General features: G+C 72.1%; 13 protein-coding genes. 6 read left to right on the forward strand and 7 right to left on the reverse strand.

Features of this window, described 5'->3' with window-relative positions:
* Nucleotides 1-8: 8 nt before the first annotated feature.
* From ACIP6U_RS06960 to ACIP6U_RS06975, 4 genes are all read right to left on the reverse strand, one after another.
* Entirely contained in the window at nt 9-1,166 is a 1,158-nt protein-coding gene (locus ACIP6U_RS06960) for a VWA domain-containing protein (protein ID WP_401713870.1), read from the reverse strand.
* A gap of 65 nt (nt 1,167-1,231) precedes the next feature.
* Complete coding sequence (locus ACIP6U_RS06965; RefSeq protein WP_401713872.1) at nt 1,232-1,402, reverse strand: hypothetical protein; 171 nt, start codon at nt 1,400-1,402, stop codon at nt 1,232-1,234.
* Complete coding sequence (locus tag ACIP6U_RS06970; protein WP_401714424.1) at nt 1,399-4,047, reverse strand: DUF5682 family protein; 2,649 nt, start codon at nt 4,045-4,047, stop codon at nt 1,399-1,401. Before ACIP6U_RS06970 ends, ACIP6U_RS06965 begins: the two co-directional genes overlap by 4 nt.
* Before the next feature lie 310 nt (nt 4,048-4,357).
* A complete protein-coding gene (locus ACIP6U_RS06975; protein ID WP_401713874.1) occupies nt 4,358-5,488 on the reverse strand; it encodes an AAA family ATPase in 1,131 nt (376 codons plus the stop codon).
* 156 nt (nt 5,489-5,644) lie between these two features.
* On the opposite strand from ACIP6U_RS06975, the gene ACIP6U_RS06980 reads away from it, so the two are divergent.
* Both ACIP6U_RS06980 and ACIP6U_RS06985 read left to right on the forward strand, forming a co-directional pair.
* Nucleotides 5,645-7,000, forward strand: coding sequence for an SWIM zinc finger family protein (locus ACIP6U_RS06980; RefSeq protein ID WP_401713876.1), 1,356 nt, complete (start codon nt 5,645-5,647; stop codon nt 6,998-7,000).
* Between the two features lie 76 nt (nt 7,001-7,076).
* Complete coding sequence (locus tag ACIP6U_RS06985) at nt 7,077-8,747, forward strand: DUF5691 domain-containing protein (protein WP_401713878.1); 1,671 nt, start codon at nt 7,077-7,079, stop codon at nt 8,745-8,747.
* Nucleotides 8,748-8,753: 6 nt separating this feature from the next.
* On the opposite strand, the gene ACIP6U_RS06990 is transcribed toward ACIP6U_RS06985, so the two are convergent.
* Nucleotides 8,754-9,170 (reverse strand): cobalamin B12-binding domain-containing protein, encoded by a 417-nt coding sequence (locus ACIP6U_RS06990; RefSeq protein WP_401713880.1) that lies wholly within the window; start codon nt 9,168-9,170, stop codon nt 8,754-8,756.
* 385 nt (nt 9,171-9,555) lie between these two features.
* Between ACIP6U_RS06990 and ACIP6U_RS06995 the strand changes: the two genes are divergently transcribed.
* Nucleotides 9,556-10,425 (forward strand): lipase family alpha/beta hydrolase, encoded by an 870-nt coding sequence (locus ACIP6U_RS06995; protein ID WP_401713882.1) that lies wholly within the window; start codon nt 9,556-9,558, stop codon nt 10,423-10,425.
* A 318-nt stretch (nt 10,426-10,743) separates the two neighbouring features.
* A complete protein-coding gene (locus ACIP6U_RS07000; protein ID WP_401714425.1) occupies nt 10,744-12,180 on the forward strand; it encodes a M23 family metallopeptidase in 1,437 nt (478 codons plus the stop codon).
* An 83-nt stretch (nt 12,181-12,263) separates the two neighbouring features.
* On the opposite strand, the gene pcrA is transcribed toward ACIP6U_RS07000, so the two are convergent.
* Entirely contained in the window at nt 12,264-14,762 is a 2,499-nt protein-coding gene (gene pcrA, locus ACIP6U_RS07005; protein WP_401713884.1) for a DNA helicase PcrA, read from the reverse strand.
* Between the two features lie 294 nt (nt 14,763-15,056).
* Between pcrA and ACIP6U_RS07010 the strand changes: the two genes are divergently transcribed.
* Together ACIP6U_RS07010 and ACIP6U_RS07015 are read left to right on the forward strand one after the other, a co-directional pair.
* A complete protein-coding gene (locus ACIP6U_RS07010; protein WP_401713886.1) occupies nt 15,057-16,208 on the forward strand; it encodes an NlpC/P60 family protein in 1,152 nt (383 codons plus the stop codon).
* Nucleotides 16,209-16,393: 185 nt separating this feature from the next.
* Nucleotides 16,394-17,377, forward strand: a complete 984-nt coding sequence (locus ACIP6U_RS07015) for a tellurite resistance/C4-dicarboxylate transporter family protein (protein WP_401713888.1) — start codon at nt 16,394-16,396, stop codon at nt 17,375-17,377.
* Here the strand turns inward: ACIP6U_RS07015 and ACIP6U_RS07020 are convergent.
* The gene (locus ACIP6U_RS07020; RefSeq protein ID WP_401713890.1) at nt 17,355-17,708 is read right to left on the reverse strand and encodes a hypothetical protein; all 354 of its coding nucleotides are present in this window, start codon (nt 17,706-17,708) and stop codon (nt 17,355-17,357) included. The two genes, ACIP6U_RS07015 and ACIP6U_RS07020, sit on opposite strands and share 23 nt — an antisense overlap.
* Nucleotides 17,709-18,092 lie beyond the last annotated feature (384 nt).

The raw sequence follows: 18,092 nt of genomic DNA on the forward strand, positions 1-18,092 counted from the left end.
CCGAACCCTCACGCCGTGTCCGGCACCGGTATCGGCCGCTTCTCGATCGCCGCCGCCATCACCTCCGGGAAGAGGTCCGGCGTGCACGCGAACGCCGGTGCGCCCAGCGCGGCCAACGCCGCCGCATGCTCCCTGTCGTAGGCCGGCGCCCCCTCGTCCGACAGCGCGAGCAACGCCACGAACTGCACCCCCGACGCCTTCATCGCCGCGACCCGCTTCAGCATCTCGTCCCGTATCCCCCCTTCGTAGAGGTCGCTGATCAGCACGACCACCGTCTCGGCAGGGCGAGTTATCTGGGACTGGCAGTAGGCGAGCGCCCGGTTGATGTCCGTGCCGCCGCCGAGCTGGGTGCCGAACAGCACGTCGACCGGGTCGTCGAGCTGGTCGGTGAGGTCGACGACCGCCGTGTCGAAGACGACCAGCCGGGTGCTGATCGACCGCATGGACGCGAGGACCGCCCCGAACACCGACGCGTAGACGACGGACGCCGCCATCGACCCCGACTGGTCGATGCAGAGGACGACCTCTTTCTTCACCGACTGGGAGGCACGCCCGTACCCGATGAGCCGCTCGGGCACGATCGTGCCGTACTCCGGCAGGTAGTGCTTGAGGTTGGCCGCGATCGTGCGGTTCCAGTCGATGTCGTGGTGACGCGGCCGGTTGATACGGGCGCTGCGGTCCAGGGCGCCGGAGAGCGTGGCCCGGGTGCGGGTGGCGAGCCGCTTCTCCAGGTCCTGGACCACCTTGCGTACGACCGCCCATGCCGTCTCCTTCGTCGTCTCCGGCATCGCCTTGTTGAGGGAGAGCAGCGTGCCGACCAGGTGCACGTCGGCCTCCACCGCCTCCAGCATCTCCGGTTCGAGCAGCAGCGCGGACAGCCCGAGCCGGTCGATGGCGTCCCGCTGCATCACCTGCACGACGGAGGAGGGGAAGTACGTCCGGATGTCCCCGAGCCAACGCGCCACCGACGGCGCCGACGCCCCCAGCCCCGCCGAACGATCCCGCCCCGACTTCGCCTGCCCCTCGCCTCTCCCGTACAGCGCGCCCAACGCCCCGTCCATCGCCGCGTCCTGCCCCGACAACGTGCATCCGGTGCCGTCGGCCGCGTCACCCCCGAGCACGAGCCGCCACCGCCGAAGCCGCTCCTGGGTCGGGTCCGGGGCCATCGGGGCCCCCGTTGCCGCACCCGCCGAGGCTCTCGTTCCCGCTCCCGTGTCCGTCGTCCCGGTGCTCATCCGCGCACCTCCGTACGGCGCCGGTCCCACAGCGGCACCACCGTCACGGTCGTCACCGGCCGACGGTAAGTCGCCGTCCGCTGCCCGCACTTGCGACCGGGCGCGCGCCCATCGGCGTCCACCGCATCGCCCCGCTCCCCCGCCTGCGCCCGCCCGTCGGTCCTCATCGAGCCACCCCCACAAGGTTGTCGTCCGCGTCCTTGGCCATGCCGTTCACGCCGTCCACGGCGTCCAGTCCCAACAGCAGCCGCACCACGGGCAGTACGGCGTCCGCGCGCTCGGCGTCGAGCTCGGCCGCGAAGCCGGGTATCCCGGCACCGGTCACCGCCGTATGCCCCGGCCGTCCGGGCCCACGCCGGACCAGTTCACCGAGGGTCCGCCGCACCCCGGGCTCGTACGCCGAGAACGTCCGCCGCAGCAGCGGCAGTACGTCCGTGAACGCGGCCGCCGGCACCCCCGTCAGCCAGGCGTCGACCAGTCCGAGCAGCCGCTCGTCGTGCACGAGCAGCATCCCGCCCCCGGACCCACCGCCCACGAACCCCTCGATCCACGCGGCCGCGTCCCCCGGCGCCGTCCCCGGCGACAGCACGAGCCCCATGAGCCGCGCGGCCTCGTCCTGCCCCAACTCCCCTTCGTCCAGCAGCAACCGCACGGCCCGCCCCCGCACCACCCCCGCGACGGTGTCCCGCACCCCCAGGACCCGCAGCACGCGATGCCAACGCCCCCGCAACGCAGTCCCACCGTCCCGGGCTGCGGCCCTGGAATCGGCCCCAGAATCGGCCGGGGCCATCCCCACCCCGAAGGCACCCTGCGCAGGCACGTCGCCCACCGCCCCCGCACCCTCAGCATTCGACCCGGACCCGTCGCCCGACACCCCGGCAGCGGCTCCATCACCCTGAACCGATATGTCGCCCCCTGCCCCGGCCGCCTCCCCCGCTCCCTGCGTCGCAGTGCCGCCCGCCGTGTCCGCCGCGCAGCGCACTCGCACCGGCGCGTCGGCCAACAACCCCACCGCCCCGTGCACCGCGTCCAGATGGCGCCGCATCTCCTCGGCCGCGTCGGTGTCCAGGGCGGCGCAGGCCGGGGGAAGGCCGACGAAGACGCGTTCGGCGAGGCCCGCGGCGACCCCGGCCAGGGCCCCGGTGTCCGTGCCGCGCACATCGCCGTACCGCAGCGAACGGACCAGGGCCGGCAGGGCCTGGGCGAGATGACCGACGTCCGTGTCGAGCGCGGCCCGGTCGGCGAGGACCCTCATCACCACCGGCAGCGCGTCGGGCAGTTCGGCCAGCAGGCAGCGCTCCGCGAGCCCGGTGACGTCGGCGAGGCCCCGCGCACCCACCGCGTCCGCCTCGGCCTTGGCCGTCGCGGCGCCGAGCACGGTCGTGCCCCACACCCCGGCCTCGGCCACCCGCACGGACAGCTCCGGTTCCCACCGCAGCCGCCACGTCTCCCGGAAGGTCCCCGTGCTCCCCCGCGAGGCCGTCGACTCGCCCCACCCGATGCCCAGCAGCCGCAGCCGATGCAGCAGCCTGCTGCGCCCGGCGTCGGTCTCCTTGCGCAGATCGAGCTCCAACTCCCGCTCCAGCGCCTCCGGTTTGAGCCGCAGCTTCCGCTGGATCCGGTCGAGGTCCCGCTGCAACGGCACCGCCGGCGCCGACCGCGGCACCTCCCCCAGCACGTCCCCCACGACCAACCGGTCGTGCACCAGCGCCAGCGGCACGTCCGAGCCCTCGCACATCACCGCGCGCACGGCGTCGGTCGTCTCACCGAGCCCCGGCAGCGGACGCCCACGCATCGCGGCGAGCGTCTCGGCCAACCGCACCGCCTCGATGACATGCGCCGAGGACACCAACCGGTCCTGGTCCCGCAGCAGTCCGGCCACCTTGGTCAGCCACCGCTCGACCGGCCGGTCCGGCGCGCTGAACAAGTGCCCGTACCAGCCCGGCGAGTCGATCCCGGCCCCGTATCCGCTGACCCGCGCCAGCCTCCGGTGCGTCCACGGCACCCACGTCATGTCCGCCTTGACCTTGGGCAGCCCCTTCACCAGCGCCCGGTCGGCGGCGACGGCCGTCCGCTGCCGCAGCGCCGGCACGTGCCAGGCCCCGCACACCACGGCCACGTCGTCCCCGAACTCACGCTGTGCGGCCCGCACTTGGAGCCGCATGTACGCCTCTCGCACGAGATCTCGGTCGTGTCCCCCGGCGCCGTAGGTCTCCCGCAGCGCCCTCATGGCCTCTTCCAGCGCGGCGAACGGCGCGAACGCGTCCCCCTCGCCCACCCCCCGGTGCTCGACGACGTCCTCCCACCACCGCTCGGGGTCGTCGTAACCGGCTGCGTCGGCGAGCACGGCGAGCGGATCGACCCGGATGGAGGCGTCGAGGGCCTGTTGTGAGCCGGAGTCCGGCGTCTCATCCGGCGTCTCGCCCGGCCCGTCCTCCGGCTCCTTCTCCCATGCCAGCGTGTGCGTCGCGGGCAGGTCGATGAAACGGGCCGGTACGTCGTGCTCCAGGGACCAGCGAATGGCCACCCACTCCGGCGAGAACTCGGCCAGCGGCCAGAACGCGGAGCGGCCGGGCTCGTCCACGGCATGGGCGAGAAGGGCGACCGGCGGCCGCATGTCCTCCTCGGCGGCCAACGGGATCAGGAAATCGGCCTCGGGCGGTCCCTCGATCAGCACGACCCGCGGCCGGGCCGCGTCCAGCGCCGCCCGCACGGCCCGCGCCGACCCCGGCCCGTGGTGCCGTACGCCCAGCAGCAACGGCCGATCACCGACCGCCCCGCTTTCACCCCGCTCAGGCTCAAGGCCCGTCACCACGTCCCCCTCCTCACCGCACCCACCGACTTCGCCCGCCGGACACCCTGCCGAAAACGACCCCGACCCCCGCTCTGCCATCGAAGCCACCGCCGCCCCCATCGACCCCGTTCCCCTCGTCGAACCGGACGCCTCCCCCGGCGCCCGCGCCCGTCGCCCCGACCGCCCCCGGCAGCCACGCACCCCACACACACCGCGCCGCCCGACTCCCCCGAAGCGCCGGACCCGCCGGTCCCGCCGGCTCCCCCGCTCCCACCCGATCCGCCCGATCCCTGGCCCCCGCCGGAGCGCCCCCACCCCAGATCGTTCGTCACACGCTCACCTCTCGGCAGGCCCGGTAGAAGTCCGTCCAGCCGTCGCGCTCCCGCACGACCGCCTCCAGGTACTCCTGCCAGATCACGCGGTCGGCCGCCGGATCGCGGACGACCGCGCCGAGGAGGCCCGCCGCGACGTCGCCGGCCCGCAGCACGCCGTCGCCGAAGTGGGCGGCCAGCGCAAGTCCGTTGGTGACGACCGAGATCGCCTCCGCCGTCGACAGCGTGCCGCTCGGCGACTTCACCTTCGTACGGCCGTCGGACGTCACCCCGTCACGCAGCTCGCGGAAGACCGTCACGACACGGCGGATCTCGTCGATGCCGTCGGGTGCGGACGGCAGGTCGAGGGAGCTGCCAAGTTGGTCGACGCGGCGCGAGACGATGTCGACCTCGGCCTCGACGCTCTCCGGCAGTGGCAGCACCACCGTGTTGAAACGGCGGCGCAGGGCGCTGGAGAGGTCGTTGACCCCGCGGTCGCGGTCGTTGGCCGTCGCGATCAGGTTGAAGCCGCGGACCGCCTGCACCTCCTGCCCCAACTCCGGTATCGGCAGCGTCTTCTCGGAAAGGATCGTGATCAGCGTGTCCTGTACGTCGGCGGGAATGCGGGTCAGTTCCTCCACCCGCGCCGTCATCCCCTCCGCCATGGCCCGCATGACCGGGCTGGGCACGAGGGCGTCGCGGCTCGGGCCGTGGGCGAGCAACTGGGCGTAGTTCCACCCGTACCGGATCGCCTCCTCCGGCGTTCCCGCCGTGCCCTGTACGAGCAGCGTCGAGTCACCACTGACGGCGGCGGCCAGGTGCTCGGACACCCAGGTCTTGGCCGTGCCGGGCACGCCGAGCAGGAGCAGGGCGCGGTCGGTGGCGAGGGTGGTGACGGCGACCTCGACGAGGCGCCGCGGGCCGACGTACTTCGGCGTGATCACCGTGCCGTCCGGCAGTGTGCCGCCGAGCAGATAGGTCGCCACCGCCCACGGCGACAGCTTCCAGCGGGCCGGGCGCGGGCGGTCGTCCTGCGCGGCCAGTGCGGCGAGTTCATCGGCGAAGGCGTGCTCGGCGTGCGGCCGCAACGGCTCGTTCGACGGCTTCTCGCTCGCACGGACGGACGCGGGTTCTACGGACACAGTCATGGCTGAGGCCCCCTCCAGCTCGGCCGGTTCGGATCTGGTGTCCACCGTGCACCATGCCACTGACAACGCGATCTGACCTGCGGAAACACCCGCTCCGGCCCGCCCGCCGAACCGCTCGCGGACCGATTGTCAGTGCTGGGCTCTACCTTCGATGTCATGACTGAGCTGGGGGTGCGCTGGAGCGCGGATCAGGTGCTGGCACTGGCTCCTGACACCGCATCACGCAAAGCGGGGAGCAAACTCGGGGCGGCGGGGCCGTGGTCCGAGGCGGGGAGCGGCGAGGAGGGGATGGTGTGGGGGCTGTGCAAGGGCAGTGGCAGCAAGCCGTATCAGACGGTCGTCGACATCGCGGACGCCTCCGGGCCCGCGTACAAGTGCAGTTGTCCGAGCCGGAAGTTCCCGTGCAAACACGCGCTCGGGCTGTTGCTGCTGTGGGCGGGCGAGGACGGCGCGGTGGCGCCGGGTGCGCCGCCGGACTGGGCGCAGGAGTGGATAGAGGGGAGAAGGAAACGCACCGAGCAGAAGCGGACCGCGGGTGACTCCGACTCCGCGTCCGGATCCGCTGACCCGGAGGCGGCGCGGCGGCGGGCGGAGCGCCGGGCCGAGCGGATCACCGCGGGCGCGACCGAGTTGGAGCAGCGGCTGGCGGATCTGTTGCGCGGTGGCCTGGCCGGCGCGGAGCAGACGGGGTACGCACTGTGGGAGGAGACGGCGGCCCGCATGGTCGACGCCCAGGCGCCCGGACTGGCCGCGCGGGTACGGGAGTTGGGGGCGATCCCGTCGTCCGGCCCTGGTTGGCCGGTGCGGCTGCTGGAGGAGTGCGCGCTGCTCCACCTCCTCGACCAGGCCTGGCTCCGCCGCGAAGGGCTGCCGGAGTCCCTGGCGGCGACGGTCCGCTCCCGCATCGGCCTCCCCAACTCGGCGGACGGCCCGCCGCTGCGCGACCGCTGGCTGATCCTGGCCCAGTACGACACGGCGGACGCCCGCCTGACGACCCGTCGCGTCTGGCTCTACGGCGCCGACTCGGACCGCACGGCCCTGCTCCTCTCCTACGGCGCCGCCGGCCGCGCCCCCGAACTGGCGCTCCCGGTGGGCCTGACCCTGGACGCGGAGGTGTCCGCGTATCCGGGCGCGGGCCAGCCCCGGGCGGCGCTCGGCGAGCAGTTCGCACCCCCGACACCCGCCGGGATACGCCCACCGGGAGTGACGACGACCCAGGCCGCGGCCCGCTACGGCGAGGCACTGCGCGACGACCCCTGGCTGGACTCGGTCCCCATCACCCTGGACCGCGTCATACCGACCCCGGCGGGCGACGGTTGGCAGCTCGTGGACGCCGGCACGGACACCGCGCTCCCTCTCACCCCCACGGCCCGTACCCGCCCGGGCCTCTGGCGCCTGATCGCTCTCTCGGGCGGCAGCCCCGTCAAGGTCTTCGGCGAGTGCGGCCACCGAGGCTTCACGCCGCTGACGGCCTGGGCAGAGGGCACGGCAGCGGCGGTGACGCTGTGCTGACCCGACGGCCCGGGACTCCGGTACGGCCCGCACCCTCGCCCAAGCCCTCCACTCACACTCCACGGAGAGGAACCGCATGAGCAGCACGGGGTCCACTGCCACCAGCAGGTCCGCGCCGAACAGCTGGGAAGAACTGGTCACAGCGGCGCTGCTCGGCACGGACCGGCGTACCCCGCCGGTGCACGGACATGGACACGCGCACGGGCCAGTTCGCCAGGCACCGGTCGCCTTGCTGGACGCGGCGGCCGTCGAGACCGTACGCCGTCGGGCCGGGTTGCGGCCTGCGCAGGCGGCCGCACGCCCGGAACCGGCCCCGCAGGACTCGCGTCCAGCGCTGCCCGCCGCGGCGGCCCGCAGGCTGGCCCTGTTGCTCGCCGACCGCCCCGGTACGGGCGGTGGTGGCCGCAGGGGCACGGCACCCGACCTCATGGAGCTGCTGCCGCAGTGGCTCGCGGCGGCGAACGCCCGGGGGTTCGGGGCGCCCCCGCAGGTGCTGCCCGCCCTGCTGGACGCGGCGCGCGGGCGGACGGATCTGCGGCCGGCGGCGCTGACGTTCGCGGGGGCGCGCGCGGTGTGGCTCGCCCGGCTGAACCCGGACTGGCGTTTCGCCCTGCGCGCGACGCCGGGCGGGGGCGCGGCGCTGCCCGGTCCGGACGACGAGGAGGGCACCCGAAGGCTCTGGCAGGAGGGCCTGTTCGCCGAACGGGTCGCGTTGTTGTCGGCCCTGCGCGCCCACGCACCCGCCGCCGCACGCGAGTTGCTCACGACGACCTGGCCGACGGAGCGGGCCGAGGACCGCCTGATGTTCCTCGACTCGCTGCGGTCGGGTCTGGGCCCGCGGGACGAGCCGTTCCTGGAACAGGCGTTGGCCGACCGCAGCCGCAACGTACGGGCGACGGCGGCGGAGTTGCTCTCCGCGCTGCCTGACTCGGCACTCGCCGGACGGATGGCGGTCAGGGCCGGGGCGTGCGTGGCCGTCGACCCGATGCGACAGACGCCGACGGTCGTCGTCGAGGCCCCGCACGAGTGCGACGCGGGCATGGAGCGCGACGGCGTGGTCGCCAAGGCCCCGGCGGGCCGGGGTGAACGGTCGTGGTGGTTCGGACAGTTGGCGGAGGCGGCCCCGCTGGCGACGTGGCCCGCGCGGCTCGGCGGACGTACGCCCCAGGAGCTCGTGGCGCTGCCGGTGGCCGACGACTGGCACGGCGATCTGCACGCGGCGTGGTGCCGGGCCGCGGTACGGCAGCGGAACGCCGAGTGGGCACGGGCCCTGCTCGGTACGCCGTCCGCGCCCGAGGCCGGCGGCCCGGGGGCGGTGTCCCTGGCGGAGCGCGCCAAGCTGCTCGGCACCCTGAGCGCGGCCGAACGCTCGGACTGGGTCGCTGGGTTCATCGCGACGCACGGTCTGTCGGAGGCGTTCCAGTTGCTCGGGGTGTGCGCGGTGCCGTGGTCCGAGCCGCTCGGGCGGGCGGTGGTCGACGCGCTCGACATCGCACGGGACGCCGGGAGTTACCCGTGGAGCTTCAGCGGAGTCATGGGCCTCGCCGAACGCTGCCTCGACCCGGGCCAGGCAAGCCGTCTGGAGGGCCTGACATCGATACCGGAGGAGGCGGAGGACGCGTCACCGGGAGCGGGCGGCTACTGGGCGGAGGCGTTCCAACGCCTGGTCACGACATTGCGGTTGCGGGCGAGGATGGCGGAGGAATTGGAGAGCAGGCCGGCCCAATCCAGCCCGTCCGGCGTTTGAACCGACCTACGCCTCAGTCGGCTGCCGCACCGCAACCCGAACCCAGTCCACGATCGCCTGCGTCGTGGCCCCCGGCGTGAAGATCTCCGCGACGCCCTTCTCCTTGAGCGGCGCGATGTCCGCCTCCGGAATGATCCCGCCGCCGAACACGAGGATGTCCGCCGCGTCCCGCTCCTTCAGCAGGTCGATCACCGCGGCGAAGAGCGTGTTGTGGGCGCCGGACAGGATGGACAGCCCGATCGCGTCGGCGTCTTCCTGGATCGCGGTGTCGACGATCTGCTCGGGGGTCTGGTGGAGGCCGGTGTAGATGACCTCCATACCGGCATCGCGCAGCGCCCGCGCGATCACCTTTGCTCCGCGGTCATGCCCGTCGAGCCCGGGCTTGGCCACCACGACGCGGATCGGACCGGCTGCCACACCCATCACTGCCTCCATGAAGCGACTACATCCATCCGTACCGACATGTGTACCGGCATGGGTACCGACCTACCAGCAAGTGAACGAACGTTATCTCCAGCATCCCGCAACCGGCAGTTTCGCGAGGGAGACCGAGGGGGAAATCACACGGTGGGACACGTTCGTAGCGCATATTTCGCGCGACGGGAGCCGCAACGGGGTCGCCGCACCATCGCGCCGCAGGCCGCGCGACGTGGTGGTGCGGCGGGTCGGCGACGGCGGGAAGGGCGTACGGGACCGACAGCCCGCACGCCGCAGGTCGCCCGCACACCGCCGACCACCTTCGTCGCGACCTCCCACGAGGGCACACGGGGGACAGAGCCGTCCTCCGCGTGCCGACAGGAGGTCGGCCATGAAGGTCACCGGGGCAGTGTCGCCCTTTCTTCCGCTCTGCCAGAAGCTGCTGCCGAGCCGGCTGGCGGGACTCTCCCTGGCCCTGCTGAAAGCGACCGCGCTGGAGTTCGCGATCCTCGCGGGACACCTCCTCCTCTATCCCTCGGGCATCACCCAGGAGCGCCGAGGCCCCGCCGACCCGCTCCCCGCGTCGGACGAGGGCACGGCACAGCTGCCCACCCGGACCAAACCGCCGGTCGTCCTGCTGCACGGCTTCATAGACAACCGCTCGGTCTTCGTCCTGCTGCGCCGCAGCCTCGCCCAGCACGGCAGGCAGCAGGTCGAGTCGCTGAACTACTCACCGCTGACCTGCGACATCCGCACCGCGGCCGAACTGCTCGGCCGACATATAGAGGAGATCTGCGAGCGCACCGGCAGCCGGCAGGTCGACGTCGTCGGGCACAGCCTCGGCGGGCTGATCGCGCGGTACTACGTGCAGCGCCTCGGCGGTGACCTCCGGGTCCGCACGCTGGTGACGCTCGGCACCCCGCACTCCGGCACGAACGTGGCGCCGCTGGCCAACGCGCACCCGATCGTGCGCCAGATGCGCCCCGGCTCGGACGTCCTGGAGGAGCTGACCCGGCCCGCGCCGGGCTGCCGTACGCACTTCGTCAGTTTCTGGAGCGACCTCGACCACCTGATGGACCCGCTGGAGACGGCCTGCGTCGACCACCCCGACCTGATCGCGCAGAACGTGCGGGTGAGCGGAATCGGGCATCTCGCCCTGCCCGTGCACCCCGCCGTCGCGACCGGGATACGGCAGGCCCTCGACGCGACGGAAGCGGGATCCGCGGCAGTCGCGCACGCCGGCGGTCTGACGGTGGCGTGACGGTGGGATGCCGGTGACACACCGCGCGTGACGTCCGGTGGGCTGTCGGAGAGCCGGGGGACGCCTCCGCACAGCCGCCCCACACCCCTCAGACACCCCTCGGACAGCTCCCGCGCATCGAACGCTCTTCGAACACAGGGCCAAACCCTCGCCCGGCCTCCCCCGAAACACAGCCGAATGCCCGTTTCCTGCGAGCGCAAAACCTGTTGAAGATTGTCGCGCCCGCGTACCGCCGGGTACAGTCGCCGCACTGCTCTGCCAGCCCCTGTTGTCGAGGCGAAAGAGAAGTTGGTGAACGACCGTCACCCGTCGGGGACCATGACCACCCCGGCTCCGGCCTCCGAGGCCGCCGCGACGCATTACGCGTCCTACGGCACCCAGGAAGGCCAGTACGGCGACTTCACCACGTACGGCGACTACGACGCCAACGGTTTCGCGACCGGTACCGGCACCCACGCCACGGCGACCTTCGCGGCCGACCCCCTCTTCGGCTGCCTCCCGGACGACGGGACAGGCACCGGCACGTACGACAGCTCGACCTGGTCCACCGGCGGGCAGCAGACCCTGAACTACGACGCGTACGCGGCCCAGCACCACGCCGCCGCCTACGACACCGGCGCGTACGAGACGACCGCCTGGTCCGCCGAGTACCAGCAGCTCTCCGCCATCCCGCCGCAGGCCACCGGGAACGACACCTCCGGCCAGTGGGACGCGAACGCCTGGCTCCAGCCCGACCAGACCACCGCCGCCGCGGCCGACCAGACCCAGCACTGGGAATGGGGCACGCAGGCCTTCGACACCGGCGCCTACGACGCCACGCAGTGGAACTCGGACGGTCAGGGCACACCGGGCGAACAGGGCGAGCAGCAGGACCAGTTCGAGGACTACACCGAGTACGGCGAACACGCCCCGGCCGAGGACGAGTTGGCCTCCACCGGTGAACTGCCCGCCGTGGCCCCGCTGTTGGACGACCAGGAAGAGGTCGTACCGACGCAGGGCCGCGCGGCCACCAGGAACGCGAACCGTTCCCGCCGGCGTCCGCCCCCCAAGCGCTCGGCGCTGCTGACCATCGCCGTCCCGTCGGCGTGCGTGATGGGCGTCGCGGGCGTCGCCGTCGCCTCCGTCGGCACCTTCTCCAGCGAGCAGGACTCGTCGACCACGGCCTCGGACGCGACGGCGGTGAAACCGTCCGCCGCCAACAACAAGCTGGACGCCCAGCTCAAGAGCCTCTCCGCCGGCGCCGACGACTTCGCCGACCGGGCCAGCCGTACGCAGGAACGTATCGACCTCAAGGCCGAGCAGCTGGCCGAGAAGAAGAAGGCCGCCGCGGAGGCCGCCCGCAAGGAGCGGCTGCGCCCCAAGTACGCGCTCCCGGTCGCGCAGCACGGACTCAGCGCCTACTTCGGCCAGGCCGGCATCAACTGGATGTCCGTGCACACCGGCATCGACTTCCCGGTCTCGTACGGCACGAAGGTGATGGCCGCGACCGACGGCACCGTACGGACGCAGTGGAACAGCGCCTACGGCAACATGATGATCGTGACCGCGAAGGACGGTACGGAGACGTGGTACTGCCACCTCTCCAGCTACCAGGTCGCCTCCGGTACGACCGTGAAGGCCGGCGACGCGATCGCGTACTCCGGGAACTCCGGCAACTCGACAGGACCGCACCTGCACTTCGAGGTCCGACCGGCCGGCGGAGCGGCCATCGACCCGCTCCCGTGGCTGCGCAGCCACGGCATCAACCCGACGTAGCTCCCGCGCGAGCCGTCCCGCCGACTTCCTTGTGAGCCCCCGCAGTTACAGCGGGGGCTCAGCTCATGTCTCCTGCGAGTTGCCTACAGCTTCTCCACCGGCGCGTACCGCAGCAGGAGCCGCTTCGGCTTCTCCTCGCCGAAGTCGACCGTCGCCTCGGCGTTCGCGCCCGTGCCCTTGACCCCCACGACCGTGCCGAGTCCGAACTGGTCGTGCGTCACGCGGTCACCGACGGCCAGCGACACGACCGGCTTCTCCGAACTCCGGCGCGTGGCGAAGCCGGACGCACCCGAGGCGGAGGAACGGGAGCGGGACGAGGACAGCGAGGCCGCCACGCCCGACGCCGGTCCGGCGGGGGCCGACGCGGTGGCGCCGGTCCGCTTCCAGTCGACGTGCTGTGTCGGGATCTCCTCCAGGAAGCGGGAGGGCGGGTTGTACGACGGCTGCCCCCAGGCGCTGCGCAGGGAGGAGCGGGTGAGATAGAGGCGCTCACGCGCGCGGGTGATGCCGACGTACGCCAGGCGGCGCTCCTCCTCCAGCTCCTTGGGCTGGCCGAGGGCGCGCATGTGCGGGAAGACGCCGTCCTCCATGCCGGTGAGGAAGACGACGGGGAACTCGAGGCCCTTGGCGGTGTGCAGGGTCATCAGGGTGATGACGCCCGAGCCGTCCTCCTCCTCGTCCGGGATCTGGTCGGAGTCGGCGACCAGCGCGACCCGCTCCAGGAAGGCGGCGAGTCCGGCGGGCGTCTCGCTCTCGCCGTCGCCCCCGCTGTTCTCCTGCTCGAACTCCAGGGCCACGGCGGCGAGTTCCTGGAGGTTCTCGATGCGGGTCTCGTCCTGCGGGTCGGTGGAGGCCTGCAACTCGGCGAGGTAGCCGGTCCGTTCGAGGATCGCCTCGAGGACGGTCGCCGGGCCCGCGCCGGACTCGACGATCGTACGGAGGTCCTCCATCAGCGTGTTGAACTTCTTGACCGCGTTCGTCGACCGCGCGGCCATGCCGTACGCCTCGTCGACGCGGCGCAGCGCCTGCGGGAAGCTGATCTTCTCGCGCTGCGAGAGCGCGTCGATCATGGCCTCGGCGCGGTCGCCGATGCCGCGCTTGGGCACGTTCAGGATGCGGCGCAGCGGGACGGAGTCCTCCGGGTTGGCCAGGACCCGCAGGTAGGCGAGGACGTCCCGGACCTCCTTGCGCTCGTAGAAGCGGACGCCGCCGACGACCTTGTAGGGCAGGCCGACGCGGATGAAGATCTCTTCGAAGACACGGGACTGCGCGTTGGTGCGGTAGAAGACGGCGACGTCGCCGGCCTTCGCGTCGCCCGCGTCGGTGAGACGGTCTATCTCCTCGGCGACGAACTGGGCCTCGTCGTGCTCGGTGTCCGCCACGTAGCCCGTGATGCGCGCGCCTGCGCCCGCGTTGGTCCACAGGTTCTTGGGGCGGCGGGACTCATTGCGCTCGATGACCGCGTTGGCGGCGCTCAGAATGGTCTGCGTGGAGCGGTAGTTCTGCTCCAGGAGGATCGTCGTCGCGTTCGGGTAGTCCTCCTCGAACTGGAGGATGTTGCGGATGGTCGCGCCGCGGAAGGCGTAGATCGACTGGTCGGCGTCACCCACCACGCACAGCTCGGCGGGCGGCAGGTCGTGCTCGGCGGGCGGGGTGTCCTCATCGTGCGCACCGGTGCCGACGAGCTCGCGCACGAGCGCGTACTGCGCGTGGTTGGTGTCCTGGTACTCGTCGACCATGACGTGCCGGAAGCGGCGGCGGTAGTGCTCGGCGACGTCCGGGAAGGCGCGCAGCAGGTTGACCGTCGTCATGATCAGGTCGTCGAAGTCGAGGGCGTTGGCCTCGCGCAGCCGCGACTGGTACATGGCGTAGGCCTGGGCGAGGGTCTTCTCGAAGCCGTCGGTGGCCTGGGCGGCGAAGTCCTCCTCGTCGATCAGCTCGTTCTTCAGGTTCGAGATCTTGGCGCTGAAGGACTTCGGCGGGTAGCGCTTGGGGTCGAGGTCCAGGTCCCGGCAGACCAGGGCCATCAGGCGCTTGGAGTCGGCGGCGTCGTAGATGGAGAACGACGACGTGAAGCCGAGCTTCTTGCTCTCGCGGCGCAGGATGCGCACGCACGCGCTGTGGAAGGTCATCACCCACATCGCGTTCGCGCGCGGGCCGACGAGCTGCTCGACGCGCTCCTTCATCTCGCCCGCGGCCTTGTTGGTGAAGGTGATCGCGAGGATCTGGCCCGGGTGCACATGCCGCTCGGCGAGCAGGTGGGCGATGCGGTGGGTGAGCACACGGGTCTTGCCGGAGCCGGCGCCGGCCACGATGAGCAGGGGCGCGCCGGCGTGCACGACGGCCGCGCGCTGGTTCTCGTTCAGCCCCTCCAGGAGCGTCGCCGCGTCCAGCGCCGGGCGCGGGGCGCCGTCGCGGTAGTACGCGTCTCTGTCCGGCGGCGCGTCGAACTTCCCGCCGAACAGATCGTCCGGAACGGGCTCCGGTCCGTGCTCGTCCTCGGGCGGTGGCGGGGGCTCCTCCGCGTGCCCGCGAGGGGCTTGGAGGTCCGCCAGGAAGCTGTCGTCAAAGAGGCTGCTCATCGCTCTCCGAGTCTAGGGCGCCCCACTGACAACCCGCCGCCGCCCCGGGAACATCCCCGGATTCGGTGACGGTGCGACCTCTCCCCACCCTCCGGAACCGGATATTCACGTTCCGCAATCCTCGTGCCCCCGCCGGACGATCCCTGACCGGAGGTCACAAAAACGTATCGGGCATATCGAACATCAACCTTCACACAGGCCACACCAGTTGGCTACCGTTTCAGGGACCGACCGAACAGTCTGGGCCCCCCACCACGGACTCTGTAGTCGGAGCATGGGAAGGAGTCGCCTCTTTTGGCGTCGCACCGAAAGTCGCGCCCTTCGGGAACGCGCGTAGCAGGGATACGCACCCCTGCGATCGCCACGGCCGCCCTCACCTCCGTGGCCCTGCTCTCCCAGACGGCCGAGGCCGCCCCGTCCGCCGACGGGAACCCGAGCCTCGAAGAGGTCGAGAAGAAGGTCGACGACCTGTACCGCCAGGCGGAGTCGGCGACCGAGAAGTACAACGCGGCGAAAGAGAAGACCACCAAGCAGCGCAAGCGCGTCGACACCCTCCTGGACGACGTGGCCCAGCGCACCCAGAAGCTCAACGAGGCGCGGGCGGAGCTCGGTTCCATCGCCGCCGCCCAGTACCGGACCGGCGCCACCGCACCGGACACGTCGACCTTCCTGCTGGCCGACTCCCCGCAGGACTACTTCGACCAGACCCAGTTGATGGACCGGCTGACCGGCCGCCAGAAGGACGCGGTCGACGACTACGTCACCGAGCAGTCCGCGACGATGAAGAAGCGTCAGGAGGCGTCTCAGGGCCTGGAGACGCTCACCGAGACGCAGACCGATCTGCGGACGGCCAAGTCGACCGTCCAGAAGAAACTCGCCGACGCGCGCGGCCTGTTGTCGCAGCTGACCGCCCAGGAGAAGGCGCGGCTCGCCGAGCTCGAGAAGAAGAAGCGGCAGGAGGCCGCGCGCAAGGCGGCGGAACTGGCGGAGCAGCAGGCCGCGGAGGAGAAGGCGGCGCAGGAGGCCGCGTCCCGGAACGGCTCGGGCTCCTCCTCGTCCGGCACCAGCGGCTCCGACTCCGCCTACGCCACCAAGGCCGCCAAGGCGCTCGCCTTCGCCCGCGCGCAGGTCGGCAAGCCGTACGTGTGGGGCGCCACCGGCCCCGACTCCTACGACTGCTCCGGCCTCACCCAGGCCGCCTGGAAGGCCGCCGGCGTCACCCTCCCCCGCGTCACCTACGACCAGGTGAACGCCGGGACCACCGTCTCCCTCGCCGACGCCCGACCCGGCGACCTGGTCTTCTTCTACGACGACATCAGCCACGTCGGCCTCTACATAGGCGACGGCATGATGATCCACGCCCCCAAGCCCGGCGCGTACGTCCGCGAGGAGTCGATCTACTACGACGGCGAGTCGGCGATCCACAGCGTGGTCCGCCCGGCCTGACCCGACGCCGGCCACCACGCGCGCGTAGCGACCGTTTCTTCGTACGCGCGCGGAGCGACCGTTTCCGGCGCCGGGAGGAGTACACGCCCCCCGTGCCACCTCGCTGCCCCGCACCCGCGCGTATTTCCGCACCCCCGCGCGCGTGCCCCGCCCGCAACCCGTGCCGTGCTCCTTAGCATCGGCCCATGTCCGGTCTCTCCTCCCTTCGCGCCTGGTGGGCGCAGCGTCCGCCGGCGGCCGGAGCCGTCGTGATGGCGACCGGCATCGTGTCCGTCGGCTGGCATCTGACGGGATACGAGGTCCTGTCGCGGATCGCCCTGGTGGTCGCCTGCGTCGCCTGGACGGCGCTGGCCGCGGACTTCGTCGTACGGCTGCTGCGGGACCGGGCGAGATGGCGGGCGGAGGCGGCGACACCGGCCGCGCTGACCGCCGTCGCGGCGACGACCGTACTCGGCACCCGGTTCGTCGCCCTCGGCTGGCGGACCCTCGCCGAGGCGCTGCTCGCGCTGGCGGCCGTGCTGTGGCCGGTGCTGCTCGTCGATGTCGTACGGCACTGGAAGCGCCGTATGCCCGGCGGTGTGTTCCTGGGGTGTGTGGCCACGCAGGGCCTCGCCGTGCTGGGTGCCTCCCTCGCCGCCGCCGGGACCACGGCGTGGCTCGCGCACGCGGCCCTGGTGCTCTTCTGGCTCGGCCTGGCCCTCTACCTCGTCGCGCTGCCCCGCTTCGACCTGCGCCAGGTGGTCACGGGCGTCGGCGACCACTGGATCGCGGGCGGCGCGCTCGCCATCTCGGCGCTCGCGGGGTCGAAGCTGCTGGCCGCCGACGGCGCGCGGCTGTACCTGTGGAACGACGACGACCGAGGTGTCCTGCGCGGCGTCACGGTCGCGCTGCTCGTGCTCGACCTGGCCTGGTTCGCCGTCCTGCTCGTCGCGGAGGTGCTCCGGCCGCGGCTCGGCTACGACGTGCGGCGCTGGTCGACCGTGTTCCCGATGGGGATGACGGCCGCGGCCACCCTGTCGGTCTCCGCCGCCGTGGACCTGTCGTGGTTCAGGGACCCCGGGGAGGTGCTGCTGTGGGTGTCCGTGGCGGCCTGGCTGGTGGTCGCCGCGGAGGCGCTGCGGTCCTACACCGCGGGCCGGGGCGACGTCACGTCCACAGCACCGCGATGAAGATGTTCGCCGTGGTGAGCAGGCCCACCAGGCCGAACAGGCTCTTGTCGACCTTCTCGTCGTCGCGCTTCACATAGACCAGGCCGAGGATCACGACCAGCAGGGCCAGCTTCAGGCCGATCTTGATGTTGTTCACGTGCTGGTCGTCGGCCTGGTTGAGGCCGACCAGGATCGCGCCGGTGACCAGCATCGTCAGCGCGCCGTGCAGCATCGCCGGGACGAACCGGGCCTCGCCGCGGCCCATCGCCTTCATCTGGGTGAGGAAACCGCCCAGCAGCGAGGCGATGCCGATGATGTGCAGGCCGACGAAGAGATGGATGAGTACGTCCATGACGCCGGAGCCTAGTCAGGGGTCCGGGTGCCACCCGACACCGGGCCGCCCCGCACGCGCCGAACCCATAGGGCCGATCTTGCATAAATGCGGGCCATAGCACCGCGTCGCCCATACGTGTCCGGGAATCGTCACATCGGTCAACGCACTGTGTGAAGTCGACGGACCCGGGCCGGGATCACGATCGTTTCCGGTCACCGGACGGTCCCCTGGCGGCAGTTCCGCACATCGCGTTACCAAGCCGACACAGTCGGGTTTAGCGTCCTTCCCCAGGTGACCGGCTCCCCACCGCCGCCCGGGCCAGGGGCGGCAGTCGGCCACCACCGCCGAGAAGGTCCGGCGGCGGCCCGCTCCCCCTGTGCGGGCCGCCGCCGGACGTGTGAG

This window comes from Streptomyces sp. NPDC088794, from assembly GCF_044750545.1.
GTDB lineage: Bacteria > Actinomycetota > Actinomycetes > Streptomycetales > Streptomycetaceae > Streptomyces.